Source organism: Rhodococcus sp. P4_E4 (assembly GCF_056401575.1).
Window position 1 is genome coordinate 123371 of the sequence record NZ_JBFUJB010000012.1, and the last position, 14820, is coordinate 138190.

The window sequence follows — 14820 nt, forward strand, 5'->3', positions numbered from 1 at the left end:
TTGTGTGTGTAGTGAGTCTGTCCACGGCTCAGACCCCCATTCCCGGGATCTGGGGCACGAGGCCCCACAGCGCGAAAGTCATCAGTACGTCGAGGATTCCGATCGCGAGGATCGCAGTCCGGAGCGCGCGCCCGGCTGCCTGCCCGACGCCGGCCGGACCACCGGAGGCATAGTAGCCGTACGCGCAGTGAACCAGCGCGACAACAGCGGCGAACACCACGGCCTTGAGGCCCGAGTACAGGAGATCCTGCGGCGAGATCGCCAGATGGAAGAAGTAGTCGTAAGTACCTGCCGATGCACCGTTGAAGAACACGACGACCAGTCGGGTCGACAGGTAGCTGGCGAGCAGTCCGATCATGTAGATCGGGATGACGCAGATCATGGCAGCGATCACCCGCGTACCCGCGAGGAAGGGGATGGATCTGATCGCCATCGAGTCGAGGGCGTCGATCTCGTCCGAGATGCGCATAGCCCCGATCTGGGCAGTGAAACCCGTTCCGACCTTGGCGGCCAACGCGATAGCGACGACAACAGGGGCAAGCTCACGGGTGTTCGCGACCGCAGACAGCATGCCCGAGAGCGAGGTCATCCCGACGAGTTCGAGGCCCCGGTGAGTCTCGACGCCCAACATCATTGCCGCGGCGAGCGACATCGCGAAGACGATCCCGATGGTGCCGCCGCCGGACAGCAAGGAGTTCGTGCCGAAGCTGACCTCGCTGATCTGACCGAGTACGTGCTTGCGGTACTTGGTGAGCGCAAAAGGGATCGATGCGATGGTGCGGACGTAGAAAGTGACGTGCTGACCGAGGGAGACGAGGCCGTCGCCGGCGGTTCGCAGGGGTCTGCTCGCTTGACGGGCTCGAACACGGAGATCGACGAGCGACATCAGAATTCACCGACTGCCGGGACGATTACGGTGTACAACGCGGACAACACTGTGTTCACGATGAAGACGAGCGCAAACGCGATGACGACGGCCTCGTTGACTGCGTCGGCAACGCCGCGGGGGCCGCCTTTTGCATGGAGACCTTTGAAAGTGGCCACCAAAGTCGAAGCGAGGCCGAAGATCGCGGCTTTCACCAAAGCCATGACGAAGTCGGACGATCGACCGTATTGGCTGAACGTTGCCATGAACGTTCCGGCCGGAAGATGCTGCACGTAGATGTGGTACAGATAGCACGCGATCACTCCGCCGAAGGTCACCATCGAGCACAGTGCGAGGGAGACGATCACTGCCGCAACCAATCTCGGAGCTACCAGGCGTTCGATCACATCGATGCCCATCACTTCCATGGCATCGATCTCTTCGCGAATCTTTCGCGAACCAAGATCGGTGCAGATCGCCGACCCGGCAACACCGGCCATCATCAACGCGCACACCAGTGCTGCGGCCTGTCCGACGATGATGAATGCCACGACGGCGCCCGAGTAGCCACCGGCACCGATGCGGCCGGCCAGTTCGCCGACCGACACCGCGATGAAGACACCGATCGGAATCATGAGGAGCAGCGACGGACCAGTGCTGACGCGACCGATGAAGAGCGTCTGAGTGATCGTCTCGTGCAACGAGAGTCGCCTGCGGAGGATTGCCGTGAACAGGCCGAACAGTGCCTGCACCGAGAATCCGATCAGATAGCCCCCCTGCAACGCTACGTCTCGTACCGGGCCTTTCTGGGCTGGTAGCTCGTACGTCATCTAATTGAATTCCTTTGCAGATCAACATGGTTCAGCACGAAAGTCGAACTGTTCGGACGCTGGCGGTCGAGCGAACTGCTTGTGAAGCATCTCACACATATATGTGACGTGGCAAGCATTATGTGAACGAAAATTCTCGGCGGAATTTTTGGTGTAACAGCGACGGTGAGTGCGTTGACGTGCCAATATGAGTTCTGTCGGGTGGCGTCCTCGGCTTAAGTTCATCGAAATTCCGGAAGCCGTCGTCCGATGTCCCGATCGGGGAGAGAGGGGCCGCTTCGAGCGGTGACCCTACCCCTGGTTTCGACCACAGGGCAAGGCGTTGTTAACGAGAATTCTCTCGAGCTTCAGCATCGATGATCGGGGCGATGCAGTTGATGGCAACCTAAAGTTAGGGCAGCTAGCAGCGTATATAGAGCGTGGATACAGTGGAATCTCGAAAGTTTCCGATGGCGCGCAGCGATTATGATTATGCTCATTCGCAAAAGGATCGGTTTGGTGTCTGGTGGGGCTGAGAGAGGGGGTGCGCGAGTGAGCCCGAGACAGCAGTCTGTCGATGCGCAGACAGTTGACGAACAGACCTCGCGTGTAATCCTTCGAGCGGCGGGATCGGAGTCGGTCAAGCGACGTCCGAAGGACCGCAAGGCGAAGATCGCCGCTGCGGCTGCAATTGCGTTCAGCGAACGGGGATATCCTGCCGTAGGCGTCGAGGATATTGCGTCGTCCGTCGGTATTTCGGGTTCGGCACTCTATCGGCATTTTCCGAACAAGTATGCGATGTTCCGCCACGCGGCACTGGAATTGACCGACGCGCTCGAGAGTGCACTCGATGCGGTCTCCGTCGCCGCCGATGCAACTGACCGGGAGCGCCTACGCGAGGATTTGCTCGCTGTGATCCGAACGACGGTGCGTAATCGGCGCACAGCCGGGATCTACCGGTGGGAGAGTCGGTTTCTCGACGCTGCCGATCGGAAATCGGTCCGAGCTCAGTCAGCTGCTGTCAATCACCGAGTTGCACTGCATCTTTCACGCTCCGAACCGCCGGCGAGTGCTCGTGCCGAAACCATCCTCACCTCAGCGATGTTCAGCGTGATCGGCAGCATCACCGCTCACAATCTGATACTGCCCCAACGTCGGATGGAGCAAGTTCTTCTCGACGCTTGTCTGTCGATCGAACATGGTGGGAGTGCAATTACATCGCGGCGGTCGGAGCAAACTGTGTCGACGCGGTCGGTGACGACGAACAAGCGTGAACGTCTGCTGCAGGAAGCCGTGCGGCTCTTCGATTCTCGCGGTTACCACGACGTCAGTATCGAAGAGATGGCAGCCGCTGCGGGTTTGAACGCTTCCGGGATGTACCGCTACTTTCCGAGCAAAGCGGAACTTCTCGGGGCGGTGTTCTATCGAGCGGCGGACCGTCTGGACCTTGCGACGGCAGCAGTATTCGAGTCTGCGACGTCGCCGGAGGAAGCGCTGCGCGCACTGTCGGCGATGTACGTGGAGTTGTCGTTTGCACAACATGAATTGATGTCGGTCTATTTTTCCGAGATGAACAACCTTCTGCCGGGACATCGAAGCGATCTGAAGAATCGCCAGAAGCTGTACGTGGTCGAGTGGGCGCGGATACTTCGCGAAATTCGTCCGGACCTTTCGGCGATAGAGGCGAAGTTCCTGGTTCACGCTGCTTTGAACCTCGTCCCCGACATCGGACGCTTGATGAAGTTCGATGTTGCAGCAGAAAACGCCTCCACACTTCAGACGTTCATGTCAGCAGTTCTCTTCGGCCGCCCGGCTCCGCCGCCCTGAACTTCGCGCCGCCCTGAACTTCTCGCCGCCCTGAAACTTGTCGGACGGCGTGCGTAGTGTGGTCGGCTATGAGCGAAGTCGTGTCTCTGGCAGCTGCCCGCCGAATAGCGCTCGCCGCTCAAGGGTTCGGCAAATCACACCCGGCAACGGTGACGCGGCGCAATCTGGTCAGCGTGATGGACCGGCTGCAGGTCTTGCAGATCGACTCGGTCAACGTTTTCGAACGCAGCCACTACCTGCCCGTTTATGCGCGACTGGGCGCCTACGACAAGTCCAGGCTTGATCAGCTGACCTTCTCCCCGGAGTCGGGGTACCTCGAATACTGGGGACACGAAGCGACGTTCCTGCCGGTGGACATGTGGCCGCTCTTTCGTTGGCGCATGGACCAGTTTCGTGACAAAGCTTTGAGCGACAAGAACGGATGGGCGTCTGATCGGCGCCACTTCCTCGACTGGTTGCGCAACGAACTGTGTGAAAACGGTCCGATGGCGGCGAGCGAAGTCGAGCATGAAGCGAATACACGCCGCGGCCCGTGGTGGGGGTGGTCGGACGTGAAAGTCGGGCTGGAGACTCTGTTCCGGTGGGGCGAAGTGGTATCGGCGGGTCGCGCAGGATTCGAACGTCGATACGGCCTTGCCGAACACATGCTCGCGCCCGAGATCCTCGATGCGAGGATCGATCGATCGGACGCGATCCGTGAGCTGGTGCTGCGCGGTGTGAAGGCCCACGGACTCGGTACGCTCGACGATATCGCCGACTACTTTCGGCTGCCGAGCGCTGAGGCACGAATTGCCTTGCGTGAGCTCGAAGACGCCGGCAATGTACGCAGTGTTTCCGTCGAGGGCTGGGAGCGTCGTGGCAAGCCTCGCGAGGTATGGAGTGATCCACAGGCAAAGCGTCCAAGGTCGATCCGAACCGAGGCTCTGTTGTCGCCCTTCGATCCGGTAGTGTGGGCGCGCGATCGAGCGTTGCGGCTCTTCGACTTTCACTACCGGATCGAGATCTATACTCCCGCACACAAGCGGGTTCACGGCTACTATGTGCTCCCCGTGTTGATCGACGACAATATCTGCGCGCGAGTCGATCTCAAGAACGACCGACAGAACCGTCGGCTACTCGTGCGCGCTGCTTGGGCCGAGCCCACCGCCGATGCCGACACTGCACCGCGTCTGGCTGAGCTCCTTCGTAGAACCGCAATGTGGCAAGGCTGCGACACCGTAGTCGTGGAGAACAATGGAACATTGGCATCAGAGCTGGCCGCTGTGATGGCCGGCGACGAGGTGGATGCGGTGGGCGCGCGCTAGGTCAATCTGGAACGGTGAGTCTCCCGTCGACTGCAGCTCGGTTGATGGAATCTCTTAATGCCGAACAAGTTCCGGTGCGAATTTTCGGCGACGCCTTGTCTTCGCGATACTCCGAACACACGTTGTGCGGATCCGATCGCCATTGAGTCGAGGTATGTTGCCAGCTGTTCTTCTCGACGAGGACATATGTTCCACACCGCTCGCAGTCCACTGGTTCCATGGTCACTGCGCTGCTCCTGCACGGCGTGCGAGGTTGTCTGCAACCTCCTGTTTCCACACCTCGATGGGTTTGCTTGTGTCCATCTCGAATTCGAAGCGATCGATCATCTCGGGCGTGACGTCGGCGACGTCGACGTAGAACTGTTCGTACCACCGCCTCAGTTGGTAGACCGGACCGTCCTCGGTGCAGAGTAGTGGGTTGTCGATGCGGGTCTTGTTCTTCCAGATCTCGATGTCCTGCTCGAATCCGACGCCGATGTAACCGATCATCGCGTCAACGGTTTGGTCCGCTATCCCGGCGGGAAGTTCCTCGGTCTTCTTGACGGTGATGCCGTACATCAGGACAAACTTGTTCGGGCTGACCGGATAGTGGCAGTTGATCAAAACCGAATCCACCTTGAACGTTTCGTACTGGTACACCAGATCATCGATCATGAACGACGGTCCGTGATAGGCGGCCACCGAGAAGTTCGAGACCAACTTCGGCACGTCGGGATCCGTCCAGGTCACGATGTCGTCGCGGTTGATACCGCTCTGCTCCTGGATGGCGACATGCCCCTCGAAGACGTTCTTGAAGTAAGTGGGAAACGAAAAGTGCACGTAGAAGAAGTGCGCCATGTCCACGACGTTGTCGACGATTTCTCGACAGTTGGTGTCGATGACGATTGACTTCCATACCCAATCGGTCCATTCGTGGTCCGGAGTTTTGATTACCGGTATGGCGACTTCGGCCGGAGGCGGATTGCCTTCGGGGTCATGCCAGACGAAGAGCAGTCCGTCTTGTTCGAGGGTGGTCCAGGCGCGAGTTTTGGCAAGCGGTGGAACGCGGCGTGCATAGGGGATCGCGGTGCATTTGCCGTTGCCGCCCCAACGCCAGTCGTGGAAGGGGCAGGCGACTGAATCGCCCTTGACCGTGCCCTGACTGAGGTCGCCGCCCATGTGACGGCAGTAGGCATCGAGGACCTTCAATTCGCCCTGGCTGTCGGCAAATACGACAAGCTTGGTGCCGAAGGCCTCGATCGGATGTGGGTTCCCGTCGTGGAAATCCGTTGCAAGTCCGAGGCAGTGCCATCCGCGGGCAAAACGTTCGGGCGCAGCGCCCTCGTCGATCATGCGGATCTCGTCGACTTCGCCGAGGTCCGTTGTGGTCGTCACGTCTGTGGTCAAAACGTCGTCCTTTGTTCAGTGATCTGTGTTGGCCACTGTGGTGAGGAGTTGGTCCAGGTTCAACGGGGGTAACCGGTGATCGGTATAGCTGCAGGTGGAGTGGCCAGGCAGGTTTGTCTCCCGCACGGTGGGAAACGCCCTGGCGGTTCGTCCGGTGAAGGCCCAGATTTGCAGTCAGCAGAGCACGCCCAGCGCTGTCCTCTCGACGGGCGGATCACCGAAACGGAGACGCCATGTCGGTCGGACCGATCACAGAAGAGCCCATCCCTATGTCAACCCTCGACAGGTTGGCGATGGTAGTGGATTGCTTTCGTGACGCGCCGCGGTTGACGCTGGGCGAGGTGGCCCGTCGAACCGGGATTCCGCGATCGTCCGTGCACAGGATGCTTCTGAAGCTAGTGAGGATGGATTGGCTTCGCAGAGAAGGCCTCGAGTACGAAATCGGCGACAAACTCGGCGATCTTGGGGCAATCTCGTTGTATCGAAACAAGTTCGAGAGGGTGGTGGTGCCGTTGTTGTACAACCTGCACCTCGTCACCAATCAGGCCGTACATCTCGGGGTCCTCGAGGGAAGCAACGTGCGATACCTTCAGAAGATCGGCAGCCAGGCGATACCTGACCTCCAGACAGGCGTCGGCTCTCGCATCCCGGCGCGATCCTCGGCAATCGGCAAGGCACTCTTGGCAGCGGGCCGCCGTTCGACGGTCGCGCAACATTCCGCAATAGCCAACCATCGGTACGGCGTCGTATTCGGTACGTGTACTTCGGGTCTCGGCTGCATCGGTGTGAGGGTGGGTGCGCTGGGCGAAGCGGAAGTCGGTCTGTCGATCAGCGGCCCACTCGTTCGAGGCAAGATCGACGATCGACACGTTGCACCGGTACAGATGGCCGCGGTGGCAATCTCCCAGTATTTCGAGGTGCCGGGTGGTCGTCACCAGCAGACCGGTTAGCTCGGCAATGCGCAGAGTGCGCCTCCTCCAACTCCGCGTAAAGCGCAGTGGGGGAGACGCACTCGGATGAATCTGCGTCAGCGAAGAGCCGCGAGCGCGTCGATACGCTTGGCCGCGTCCTCCATGATGTTCTCGATCAGTTCCTTGCAGCTGGGCAGATCGTTGATCATTCCGACAACCTGACCCGAGGCAAGCACGCCGGCTTCCGTATTGCCCTCGACCAGACCGGCCTTGAGCAACATCGGGGTATTCGCCGCCATGATGATTTGCATCAGCGTGCGGTCACCCGAGCGCTTCATCGCGAGGCCGTCCTTGGCGAGCGTCGACCACTTCATACCTGTCATTGCCTTGAACTTGGTGGCGTTCTTGGCAGCAGCGATCAAACCGGTTGCATAGCTGGAACCTTCGAGGCTGTTGACCAGGTCGGTGTTGAGCACACGATGAGGCATGCCGTCGACCTTGCGTGAGACCGTCGTATCCGTCAGTCCTCGCTTGAGGTATTCCTGCTTGACGGAGTCCGGCACCGAAGAGTCACTGGTGAGCAAGAAACGCGTCCCCATGGCGACACCGGCAGCGCCGTACGCCAACGCTGCGGCCAGCCCGCGGCCGTCGAAGAATCCGCCACCGGCGATGACCGGAATATCGACCGCGTCGAGAACCGAGGGAAGAAGCAATGTCGTTGCCACACCGCCGGTGTGACCACCACCTTCGCCGCCCTGGACGATGACGGCGTCCGCGCCCCAAGATGCAACCTTGACCGCATGCTTCGCGGCACCGATCGACGGTACGACGACGATGCCGTGGTCCTTGAGCTTGGCGATCAGTTCCTTCTTGGGAGCCAAGGCAAACGACGCGACCTTGACGCCCTCACGGATCAGCAGGTCCGCGCGCTGCGGCGCGTCGGTGGCGTCGGCACGCATGTTGACACCGAACGGCTTGTCCGTGAGCTGCTTCGTCTTCTTGATCGCGTGCTCGAGCTCGTCGTAGGTCATCGTGGCCGAAGCCAGGATGCCGAGACCGCCCGCGTTGGCCGTCGCCGACGTCAGCGCTGGCCCGGAAACCCAGCCCATGCCCGTCTGCACGATCGGGTACTCGACACCGACCAGTTCGGTCAGTGCTGTCTTCAGAGTAGGGGTCATGCCGAGACCTCACGGTCCCGAAGGTTGCGCGGATCGAGGGTCTCGCGAATGAGGTGGAGCTCTTCGGCGGTGGGGTCACGGGTGATACCGGCCTCGGCGAGTCCGGCTACCTCGAACGAGGTGTTCTCGGCTACCTCTTCGGCGGTGACGCCGGGATGGAGGCTCAGCGCGCGGAAGGTGTTTCCCGGTCCACCGAAGTCGAAGACACCGAGGTTGGTGACAACGCGGGGGATGTTCAGGTACTTGTATGCCGGGTTCTCGGGATCGATCTGGTCGTAGCCGACACCGCACACCACGTCGACCTTGTCGACGAACACTCGCTTGGAGTGCTTGGGGACGAAGTAGCTCGTCGCGTGGTTGATGGTGTTGCCCGGGGCGCCGCGCACACCGAACATCTGACGCGTCGGCTGCTGAAGCGGGCCGAAGGCGGAGAGGTTCTGGTTGCCGTGGCGATCGAGCTGATTGGCGCCCATGACTACGTGGCGACGGCCCGAAGCGACGACGTCGAACACCTTGCGGAAAGGCATCCATCCTTCGATGGGGCCCTTCGTTCCGACTGCCGGGGTGTCCTCGAGAATGAGGGCTTCACCATCGGTGATCAGCAGGTCGGGTTCGGTGGTGAGCCGAGCCAGGCGAGCGCCGATGGTGGACGACGTCGACATCGGGCTGGCCATGATTTCGCCTGCACCGGAGAAGATTTCAGCGCACGCGAGAACAACGTACTCTGCGCGGGTGACGGTGGATTCGCTCATTTTGCCTGCTCCCCTGCCTTTGATGAATCGGCAAACTTCTTTACTGCGGCTTGGTAGTCCTCTTCGCTGCCGGAGAGGAAGGTGTCGACGAACGTCTGCCACGACTCGGGGGTCTTGGCGGCCTCGGCGTAGTGACGCTGGAACTTCTCGTCGCGGCCGTAGCTTTCGCCGGCCAACGTGAAGTGGGCACCGTTCGGGGCCTCGACGACGGCGTCGACCATCATGCGGTTGAGCAGAAGATTCTGCAGTGGAACGGATTTGACCAGTTCCTCGGTCTCGACGATGCGTTCGACGGAGACGTAACGCTTTTCGGCGGCCATGCAGTACAGGTCGTCGAAGTACGGGTCGACACCGTTGTACGCGGCATTGCCGTGCTTGTCACCGAGATTGAGGTGAACGAACGACGCATCGAGGTTGAGTGCAGGCATCGCGATCAAGGTCTCGGAACGGCCGTCGGCCTCTGGGTACGGGGAGGTGACGGTCTTGAGTTCGTCGCCCCAGAAGTTGCGAACGTCCGAACCCAGGCCCGCGCGGATCGGGAGGAAAGGGAGGCGAGCGGCAGCGGCTTCGAGGCCGCACTTGACCATTCCCTCGTCCATCTCGCGGACTTCGATCTCACCGGCGGTGCGTGCCTTGGCAAACCACGGATCGTAGAACGGAGCGGAGTCCAGGGACACGAAACCGTAGTACGCCTTCTTGACCTTGCCGGCCGAGCACAGCAGCCCGAGATCCGGTCCGCCGTAAGTGACCACGGTCAGGTCCTTGATGTCCGAACGCAGAATCGCACGCACGAAGGCCATCGGCTTGCGGCGAGATCCCCAGCCGCCCAAGCCGATCGTCATTCCGCTGCGGAGCTCGCCGACTACCTCGTCGAGCGACTTCGTCTTGTCACGCTTGCTAGCCATGTTTGTCTCAGCCTTCCTTCTGGGTTGCGTTCTCGCGCGGCTTGCCGGTGGCGACGAATTCGTCGCGGTGTTCGTCGGACACACCGAGGAGGTTGAGTTCGAAGGTGTAGCCCTGCTCGAGGCGGTAGCTGCCCTTGACGTCGACCGGGTCGATGCCGTTGATGGCTTCCTTGGCGCACCGGATGATGCGGGTGTCCTTCGCGGCGATCTTTGCGGCGATCTCGCGAGCGCACTCGTCGAGCTTCTCGCGCGGGACCACGTCGTAGACGCTGCCGAACTGTTTGAGTGTGTGGGCGTCGACGCTCTGTGCGGTGTAGTAGAGCGTGCGCATCATGTGCTGCGGCACCAGCCGTGAGAGGTGTGTGGCAGCGCCGAGTGCGCCGCGGTCGACCTCGGGGAGGGAGAAGATCGCGTCGTCGGAAGCGACGATCACGTCCGCGTTGCCGACCAGTCCGATGCCACCGCCGACACAGAATCCGTTGACGGCCACGACGACGGGTACAGCGCAGTCGTAGACGGCTGCGAAGGCCGCGGCGCAACCGCGGTTGGCGGCGACCAGTGCGTCGAATCCCTCGGTCGCCTGCATCTCCTTGATGTCGACGCCGGCGTTGAATCCGCGTCCCTCGGCTCGCAGGATCACCACGTGAGTGTTGAGATCCTTGCCCGCGTCGAGGATGGCGTCGGCAAGCTCGAACCATCCCTTGGACGGGATTGCATTGACCGGCGCGTAGTCGATGGTGACCGTGGTGATGCCGGTTCCGTCGGAGGAGGTGCTGATGCCCATATCGGGATTCCTTACGTCTGTGTACCAAACCAAGCGATTGCTTGGTAAGTTAGCACACAAGCGGAGCCGACAAGCCCGAGCAGAGTGCATTAGGAGACAAATATGAGTGGATTGGTCGACGGACGCGTAGTCATCATCACCGGGGCTGGTCGCGGGATCGGACGTGCGCATGCCTTGGCGTTTGCTGCCGAGGGCGCCAAGGTCGTCGTCAACGACATCGGTGCGGGTGCCGACGGTTCCGAGACCGGTGAGAGTCCGGCCGAGCAGGTTGTCGCGGAGATCATCGCCGCCGGTGGCCAAGCAGTGGTCAACGGAGACGACGTGGCCGACTGGGTGGGCGCCGAGAATCTGATCAAGACCGCGATCGACACCTTCGGTGGCCTGGACGTACTCGTGAACAACGCGGGCTTCCTGCGGGACCGCATGCTGGTCGGCATGAGCGAAGGCGAGTGGGACGCGGTGATTCGCGTGCACCTCAAGGGGCACTTCGCGCCGCTGCGTCACGCTGCTGCCTACTGGCGCGCTGAGGCCAAGGCGGGCAAGACCGTCGACGCACGCATCATCAACACCAGTTCGGGTGCAGGACTACAAGGTTCGATCGGCCAGGGTAACTACGCTGCCGCGAAGGCCGGTATCGCCGAGATGACCATCCAGGCCGCAGCCGAGCTCAAGAATTACGGCGTCAGTGTCAACGCGATCGCGCCTGCTGCGCGCACGCGCATGACCGTCGGCGCGGGTGGGGCGATGGCCGAGTCGATGGCAGCTCCCGAAGAGGGCTTCGATGCCATGGCGCCCGAGAACATCTCGCCGCTGGTCGTCTGGCTCGGTAGCGCCGAGTCCAAGGACGTCACGGGGCGGGTGTTCGAGGTCGAGGGCGGAAAGATCACCGTCGCGGAGGGCTGGCGTCACGGCCCGAGCGAGGACAAGGGTGACCGTTGGGACCCGAAGGAGATCGGGCCAGTCGTGGCAACGCTGTTGGAGAAGGCGGAGATTCCGACGCCGGTGTACGGGGCGTAGGGCCTCCAGCCCCGTGTGTGGTTAAGGAGTGCAGGGACTCCTTAACCACTCACAGGTGGTGTGCCGGCTACGCAGGCGCCCGAACCACCAACACGGTGCCGGGGAACTCTGCGGCGAGCTCGCGCCGAGAATGCTTCACGCAGGCTGTGCCGTAGCCCTTCTTGCGAGATTCCGGCGCGATCCAGATCGCCACGTTGACCTCTTGGCCGTCGAGTTCGCCGAATACCAGGCCGACGCTCTTCGAGCCGTCACCGGAGACGTCCTCGGCGACGAACCAGGCAGCGGTCTCGTCGTCGATCCGGCCGAGGCCACCGACGCGCTCAGCTTCGATCCGATCCTCGCTCCACGGCTTGCCGTCTTCGCCGAGCTGCTCGCCCGAACGAATCGTGAACAGCGACTTGTCTTCTGCGCTGTCGCTGAACGGGCGCAGGGTGAAGTTCTGCCCGCTGCTCGCGGGACGATCGAGCGTCGTCCATTCGAGAGTGGCGTCGAGATTCTCCAGCTCGCCCTGGATGCGATCACGCGCAGCCTTGGTGAGCGCACTGAACTTGAGGCTCAGAACTGCTTCGGCATTTGCTTCCGACGTGCCGAGGAGTTCCGCGACGGTGGTCAGTGCCTCCTGGTGGTCCTTGCTGTCGACCACTGCGTCCAGCACCTCGTGGCGACGCTCCAGCGCACGCACGAGGGCTGAGGTGATCTCGCGTCGGTCCAGGATTTGATCTTGAATATGCGTCGTCATATATGCGACTCCTTGCTGTGTTCGAGGCTCTGTCGAAACGCCGTGCGGACCGTACGAGTCAATAGTGCTCCAACTCGCTCGTTATGGCACGTGTTCAGCCTCCGGTGCGGCGAACGAGCCGTTCGTAGCGCTGGCGGGCAGCTTGAGTGCTGCCGAGCCCGAGTCCGAAGGCAATATCTTGCCAGGTCATGCCCCGTTCGCGGGCAATTCCGAGGAACAGTGCTTCCAGCTGTTCCATTTCGGCTCGGGCCTTGGGAATCAGAGTCAACGCAGCCATGACATCGGCGTCGTCGACCTCGGGTTCGTTCGCCTGCGGTGTGTCGGTGCCGCCGGCAAGACGAGCCACGACGCGCACCGCGCCGTAGGGCTCGAGCATCTCCGGATGGGATTGCCGCGCGCGCTGGCTTTGGGTCGCGCCGTGGCGCTCGCTGATCCGAAAGAGTCCGGCGTACTCGCGATGTGCGCGTTCGCGGCCGGAATCGATCGGTCTGAACTGGTCATCGGTCATGAACCCAGGCTGGCATGAACCCGGGTCGATGTAAACGTTTTGTTGTAAACAGTCCGTTTATTTCTTCAGCGGCTCGCACACGATGACGGGAATGACCCGGTCGGTCCAGGCCTGATAGTTGTCGAAATCCGGATACATCGCCGTCAACATCGGCCACAGCCGAGCACGCTCGTCCTCGGTGGAGACGCGGGCTTTCATCGATCGGATCCGAGACTTGATCTGCACCGTCACCACCGGGTCCGCCTTGATGTTGAGGTACCACATCGGGTTCTTCGGAAGACCACCTTGCGACGCCACCAGAATCACGTTCTCGCCGTCCTCGAGGAACAGCAACGGACTGATCCGCTCCTCGCCGGATTTGCGACCGGTGGTGGTGAGCAGGCAGATCGGCAGCCCGCGTGGGAACGCGCTGCCGACCCGCCACTTGCTACCCAGCCGCCCGTCGGTGGCGCGATACATGGCGACGTTTGCCTTCGACATCCACTTGATGATCTTGACCGTCGCCGGAGCGTCGAGTCCCTTGGGTTTAGCTGGGGGAGTAGTCATCTCAGATACGCTCGATGATGGTTCCGGTGGCCAGCGCGCCGCCGGCGCACATCGTGATCAGAGCCGTCGAGCCGTTGCGACGCTCGAGTTCGTGCAGTGCGGTGGTGATCAGTCGAGAGCCCGTGCTGCCGACCGGATGGCCGAGAGCGAGCGCGCCGCCGTTGACATTGACGTTGTCGAAGTCAGGTTCGTGAACCTGAGCCCAGGACAGTGCGACGGATGCGAATGCTTCGTTGATCTCGAACAGATCGAGGTCGCCGATCTTCATTCCGCTCTTCTCCAGGACACGGCTGGTTGCCTGCACCGGTCCGTCGAGGTGGAATTCCGGTTCCGAGCCGACCAGTGCCTGGGCGATGATGCGGGCTCGCGGCTTCAAGCCGAGTGCGCGGGCCTTGTCCTCGTCCATGAGCAGGACTGCGGCTGCGCCGTCGGAGATCTGGGAAGACGTTCCGGCCGTGTGAATCCCGCCTTCGAGGACTGGCTTCAAGCGCGCTAGGGACTCGGCCGTCGTATCGCGCAGGCCCTGATCGCGATTGACGAGCTTCGTCTCGCCCGTGAAGTTTCCTTCCTTGTCGACCTGGGGCGCCGAAAGTTCGAGAACCTCGCGGTCGAAACGCCCTTCCTCCCAGGCCTGCTTGGCCAGCGCCTGCGAGCGGACGCCGAGGGCTTCGATGTCGTCGCGGGTCAGTCCGCGTCGACGCGCGATGCGTTCCGCTGCTTCGAACTGGTTGGGCATGTCGATGTCCCACGTCGCCGGTCGACGCGGTCCGGCCTGATCGCCGACGTTGGCGCCGAGGGGAACCTGGCTCATGGCTTCGATGCCGCAGGCGATGCCGGCGTCGATGGCGCCGGTGGCAATCAGACCGGCGATCAGATGGTTCGCCTGCTGGGCCGAACCACACTGGCAGTCCACGGTGGTTGCGCCGGTCTGCCACGGAAGTCCGGCGTGCAGCCAAGCCGTCCGCGTGATGTTGTTGGACTGAGCGCCGGCCTGGGTGACGCAGCCGCCGATCACCTGCTCGATCAGCAACGGGTCGATTCCCGACCGGTCGAGAACGCCCTTTTGTGCCGCTCCGAGGATCTCGGCGGCGTGCAGACCGGCGAGCCAACCTCCGCGCTTGCCGATCGGTGTACGGACAGCCTCGACGATTACTGGTGTGCCCACAGCGGGCTCCTTTCCTTGTAATGAAAAAGTAGAACAGGTTCTCTGCGGGAAGCAAGACCTGTCGACGTTTCCTTTCCTAGTAAGCAGGCTTGTGTTTCAATGAGAGTAGAACGTGTTACACATC

The 14820-nt window shown here is 61.6% G+C and carries 15 protein-coding genes; 4 read left to right on the forward strand and 11 right to left on the reverse strand.

All coding sequences use genetic code 11. The features are described 5' to 3' along the window. Nucleotides 1-28 precede the first annotated feature (28 nt). Together AC1DVN_RS15385 and AC1DVN_RS15390 are read right to left on the reverse strand one after the other, a co-directional pair. Nucleotides 29-886 carry an MlaE family ABC transporter permease gene (locus tag AC1DVN_RS15385; RefSeq protein WP_003945491.1) on the reverse strand — a complete coding sequence of 286 codons (858 nt, stop codon included), beginning with the start codon at nt 884-886 and terminating at the stop codon, nt 29-31. Beyond that, nucleotides 886-1695 carry an MlaE family ABC transporter permease gene (locus AC1DVN_RS15390; RefSeq protein ID WP_477993996.1) on the reverse strand — a complete coding sequence of 270 codons (810 nt, stop codon included), beginning with the start codon at nt 1693-1695 and terminating at the stop codon, nt 886-888. The genes AC1DVN_RS15385 and AC1DVN_RS15390 overlap by 1 nt, the downstream gene beginning before the upstream one ends. A 531-nt stretch (nt 1696-2226) precedes the next feature. Here AC1DVN_RS15390 and AC1DVN_RS15395 point away from each other — a divergent pair. Together AC1DVN_RS15395 and AC1DVN_RS15400 are read left to right on the forward strand one after the other, a co-directional pair. After that, complete coding sequence (locus AC1DVN_RS15395; RefSeq protein ID WP_477846355.1) at nt 2227-3501, forward strand: TetR/AcrR family transcriptional regulator; 1275 nt, start codon at nt 2227-2229, stop codon at nt 3499-3501. A 68-nt stretch (nt 3502-3569) separates the two neighbouring features. Further along, on the forward strand, nt 3570-4805 hold the full coding sequence (locus tag AC1DVN_RS15400) for a winged helix-turn-helix domain-containing protein (RefSeq protein WP_477846354.1): 1236 nt from the start codon (nt 3570-3572) through the stop codon (nt 4803-4805). Nucleotides 4806-5027: 222 nt separating this feature from the next. On the opposite strand, the gene AC1DVN_RS15405 is transcribed toward AC1DVN_RS15400, so the two are convergent. Further along, on the reverse strand, nt 5028-6137 hold the full coding sequence (locus AC1DVN_RS15405; RefSeq protein WP_051295962.1) for a 3-ketosteroid-9-alpha-monooxygenase, oxygenase component: 1110 nt from the start codon (nt 6135-6137) through the stop codon (nt 5028-5030). A gap of 323 nt (nt 6138-6460) precedes the next feature. Between AC1DVN_RS15405 and AC1DVN_RS15410 the strand changes: the two genes are divergently transcribed. Continuing rightward, on the forward strand, nt 6461-7141 hold the full coding sequence (locus AC1DVN_RS15410) for an IclR family transcriptional regulator (protein WP_477994013.1): 681 nt from the start codon (nt 6461-6463) through the stop codon (nt 7139-7141). 77 nt (nt 7142-7218) lie between these two features. On the opposite strand, the gene AC1DVN_RS15415 is transcribed toward AC1DVN_RS15410, so the two are convergent. The 4 genes from AC1DVN_RS15415 to echA20 are packed head-to-tail and all read right to left on the reverse strand — an operon-like array spanning nt 7219 to nt 10721. Continuing rightward, nucleotides 7219-8280: an NAD(P)H-dependent flavin oxidoreductase gene (locus AC1DVN_RS15415; protein ID WP_019746967.1), complete on the reverse strand. Its 1062-nt coding sequence runs from the start codon at nt 8278-8280 to the stop codon at nt 7219-7221. Further along, entirely contained in the window at nt 8277-9032 is a 756-nt protein-coding gene (locus AC1DVN_RS15420) for a CoA-transferase subunit beta (RefSeq protein ID WP_019746968.1), read from the reverse strand. The genes AC1DVN_RS15415 and AC1DVN_RS15420 overlap by 4 nt, the downstream gene beginning before the upstream one ends. Beyond that, a complete protein-coding gene (gene ipdA / locus AC1DVN_RS15425) occupies nt 9029-9937 on the reverse strand; it encodes a cholesterol ring-cleaving hydrolase subunit IpdA (RefSeq protein WP_019746969.1) in 909 nt (302 codons plus the stop codon). The genes AC1DVN_RS15420 and ipdA overlap by 4 nt, the downstream gene beginning before the upstream one ends. Nucleotides 9938-9944: 7 nt before the next feature. Next, nucleotides 9945-10721, reverse strand: a complete 777-nt coding sequence (gene echA20 / locus AC1DVN_RS15430; protein ID WP_003945611.1) for a (7aS)-7a-methyl-1,5-dioxo-2,3,5,6,7,7a-hexahydro-1H-indene-carboxyl-CoA hydrolase — start codon at nt 10719-10721, stop codon at nt 9945-9947. A 102-nt stretch (nt 10722-10823) separates the two neighbouring features. Here echA20 and AC1DVN_RS15435 point away from each other — a divergent pair, with 102 nt between their 5' ends. Further along, nucleotides 10824-11738 carry an SDR family oxidoreductase gene (locus tag AC1DVN_RS15435; RefSeq protein WP_151531299.1) on the forward strand — a complete coding sequence of 305 codons (915 nt, stop codon included), beginning with the start codon at nt 10824-10826 and terminating at the stop codon, nt 11736-11738. A 67-nt stretch (nt 11739-11805) separates the two neighbouring features. Here the strand turns inward: AC1DVN_RS15435 and AC1DVN_RS15440 are convergent, their stop codons facing one another. From AC1DVN_RS15440 to AC1DVN_RS15455, 4 genes are all read right to left on the reverse strand, one after another. Further along, the gene (locus tag AC1DVN_RS15440) at nt 11806-12477 is read right to left on the reverse strand and encodes a GNAT family N-acetyltransferase (RefSeq protein ID WP_019746972.1); all 672 of its coding nucleotides are present in this window, start codon (nt 12475-12477) and stop codon (nt 11806-11808) included. Nucleotides 12478-12571: 94 nt separating this feature from the next. Further along, on the reverse strand, nt 12572-12985 hold the full coding sequence (locus AC1DVN_RS15445; RefSeq protein WP_019746973.1) for a hypothetical protein: 414 nt from the start codon (nt 12983-12985) through the stop codon (nt 12572-12574). Nucleotides 12986-13042: 57 nt separating this feature from the next. Continuing rightward, the gene (locus tag AC1DVN_RS15450) at nt 13043-13531 is read right to left on the reverse strand and encodes a nitroreductase family deazaflavin-dependent oxidoreductase (RefSeq protein WP_030534715.1); all 489 of its coding nucleotides are present in this window, start codon (nt 13529-13531) and stop codon (nt 13043-13045) included. A 1-nt stretch (nt 13532) separates the two neighbouring features. Next, nucleotides 13533-14696 carry a steroid 3-ketoacyl-CoA thiolase gene (locus AC1DVN_RS15455; protein ID WP_046377965.1) on the reverse strand — a complete coding sequence of 388 codons (1164 nt, stop codon included), beginning with the start codon at nt 14694-14696 and terminating at the stop codon, nt 13533-13535. Nucleotides 14697-14820: the final 124 nt, after the last annotated feature.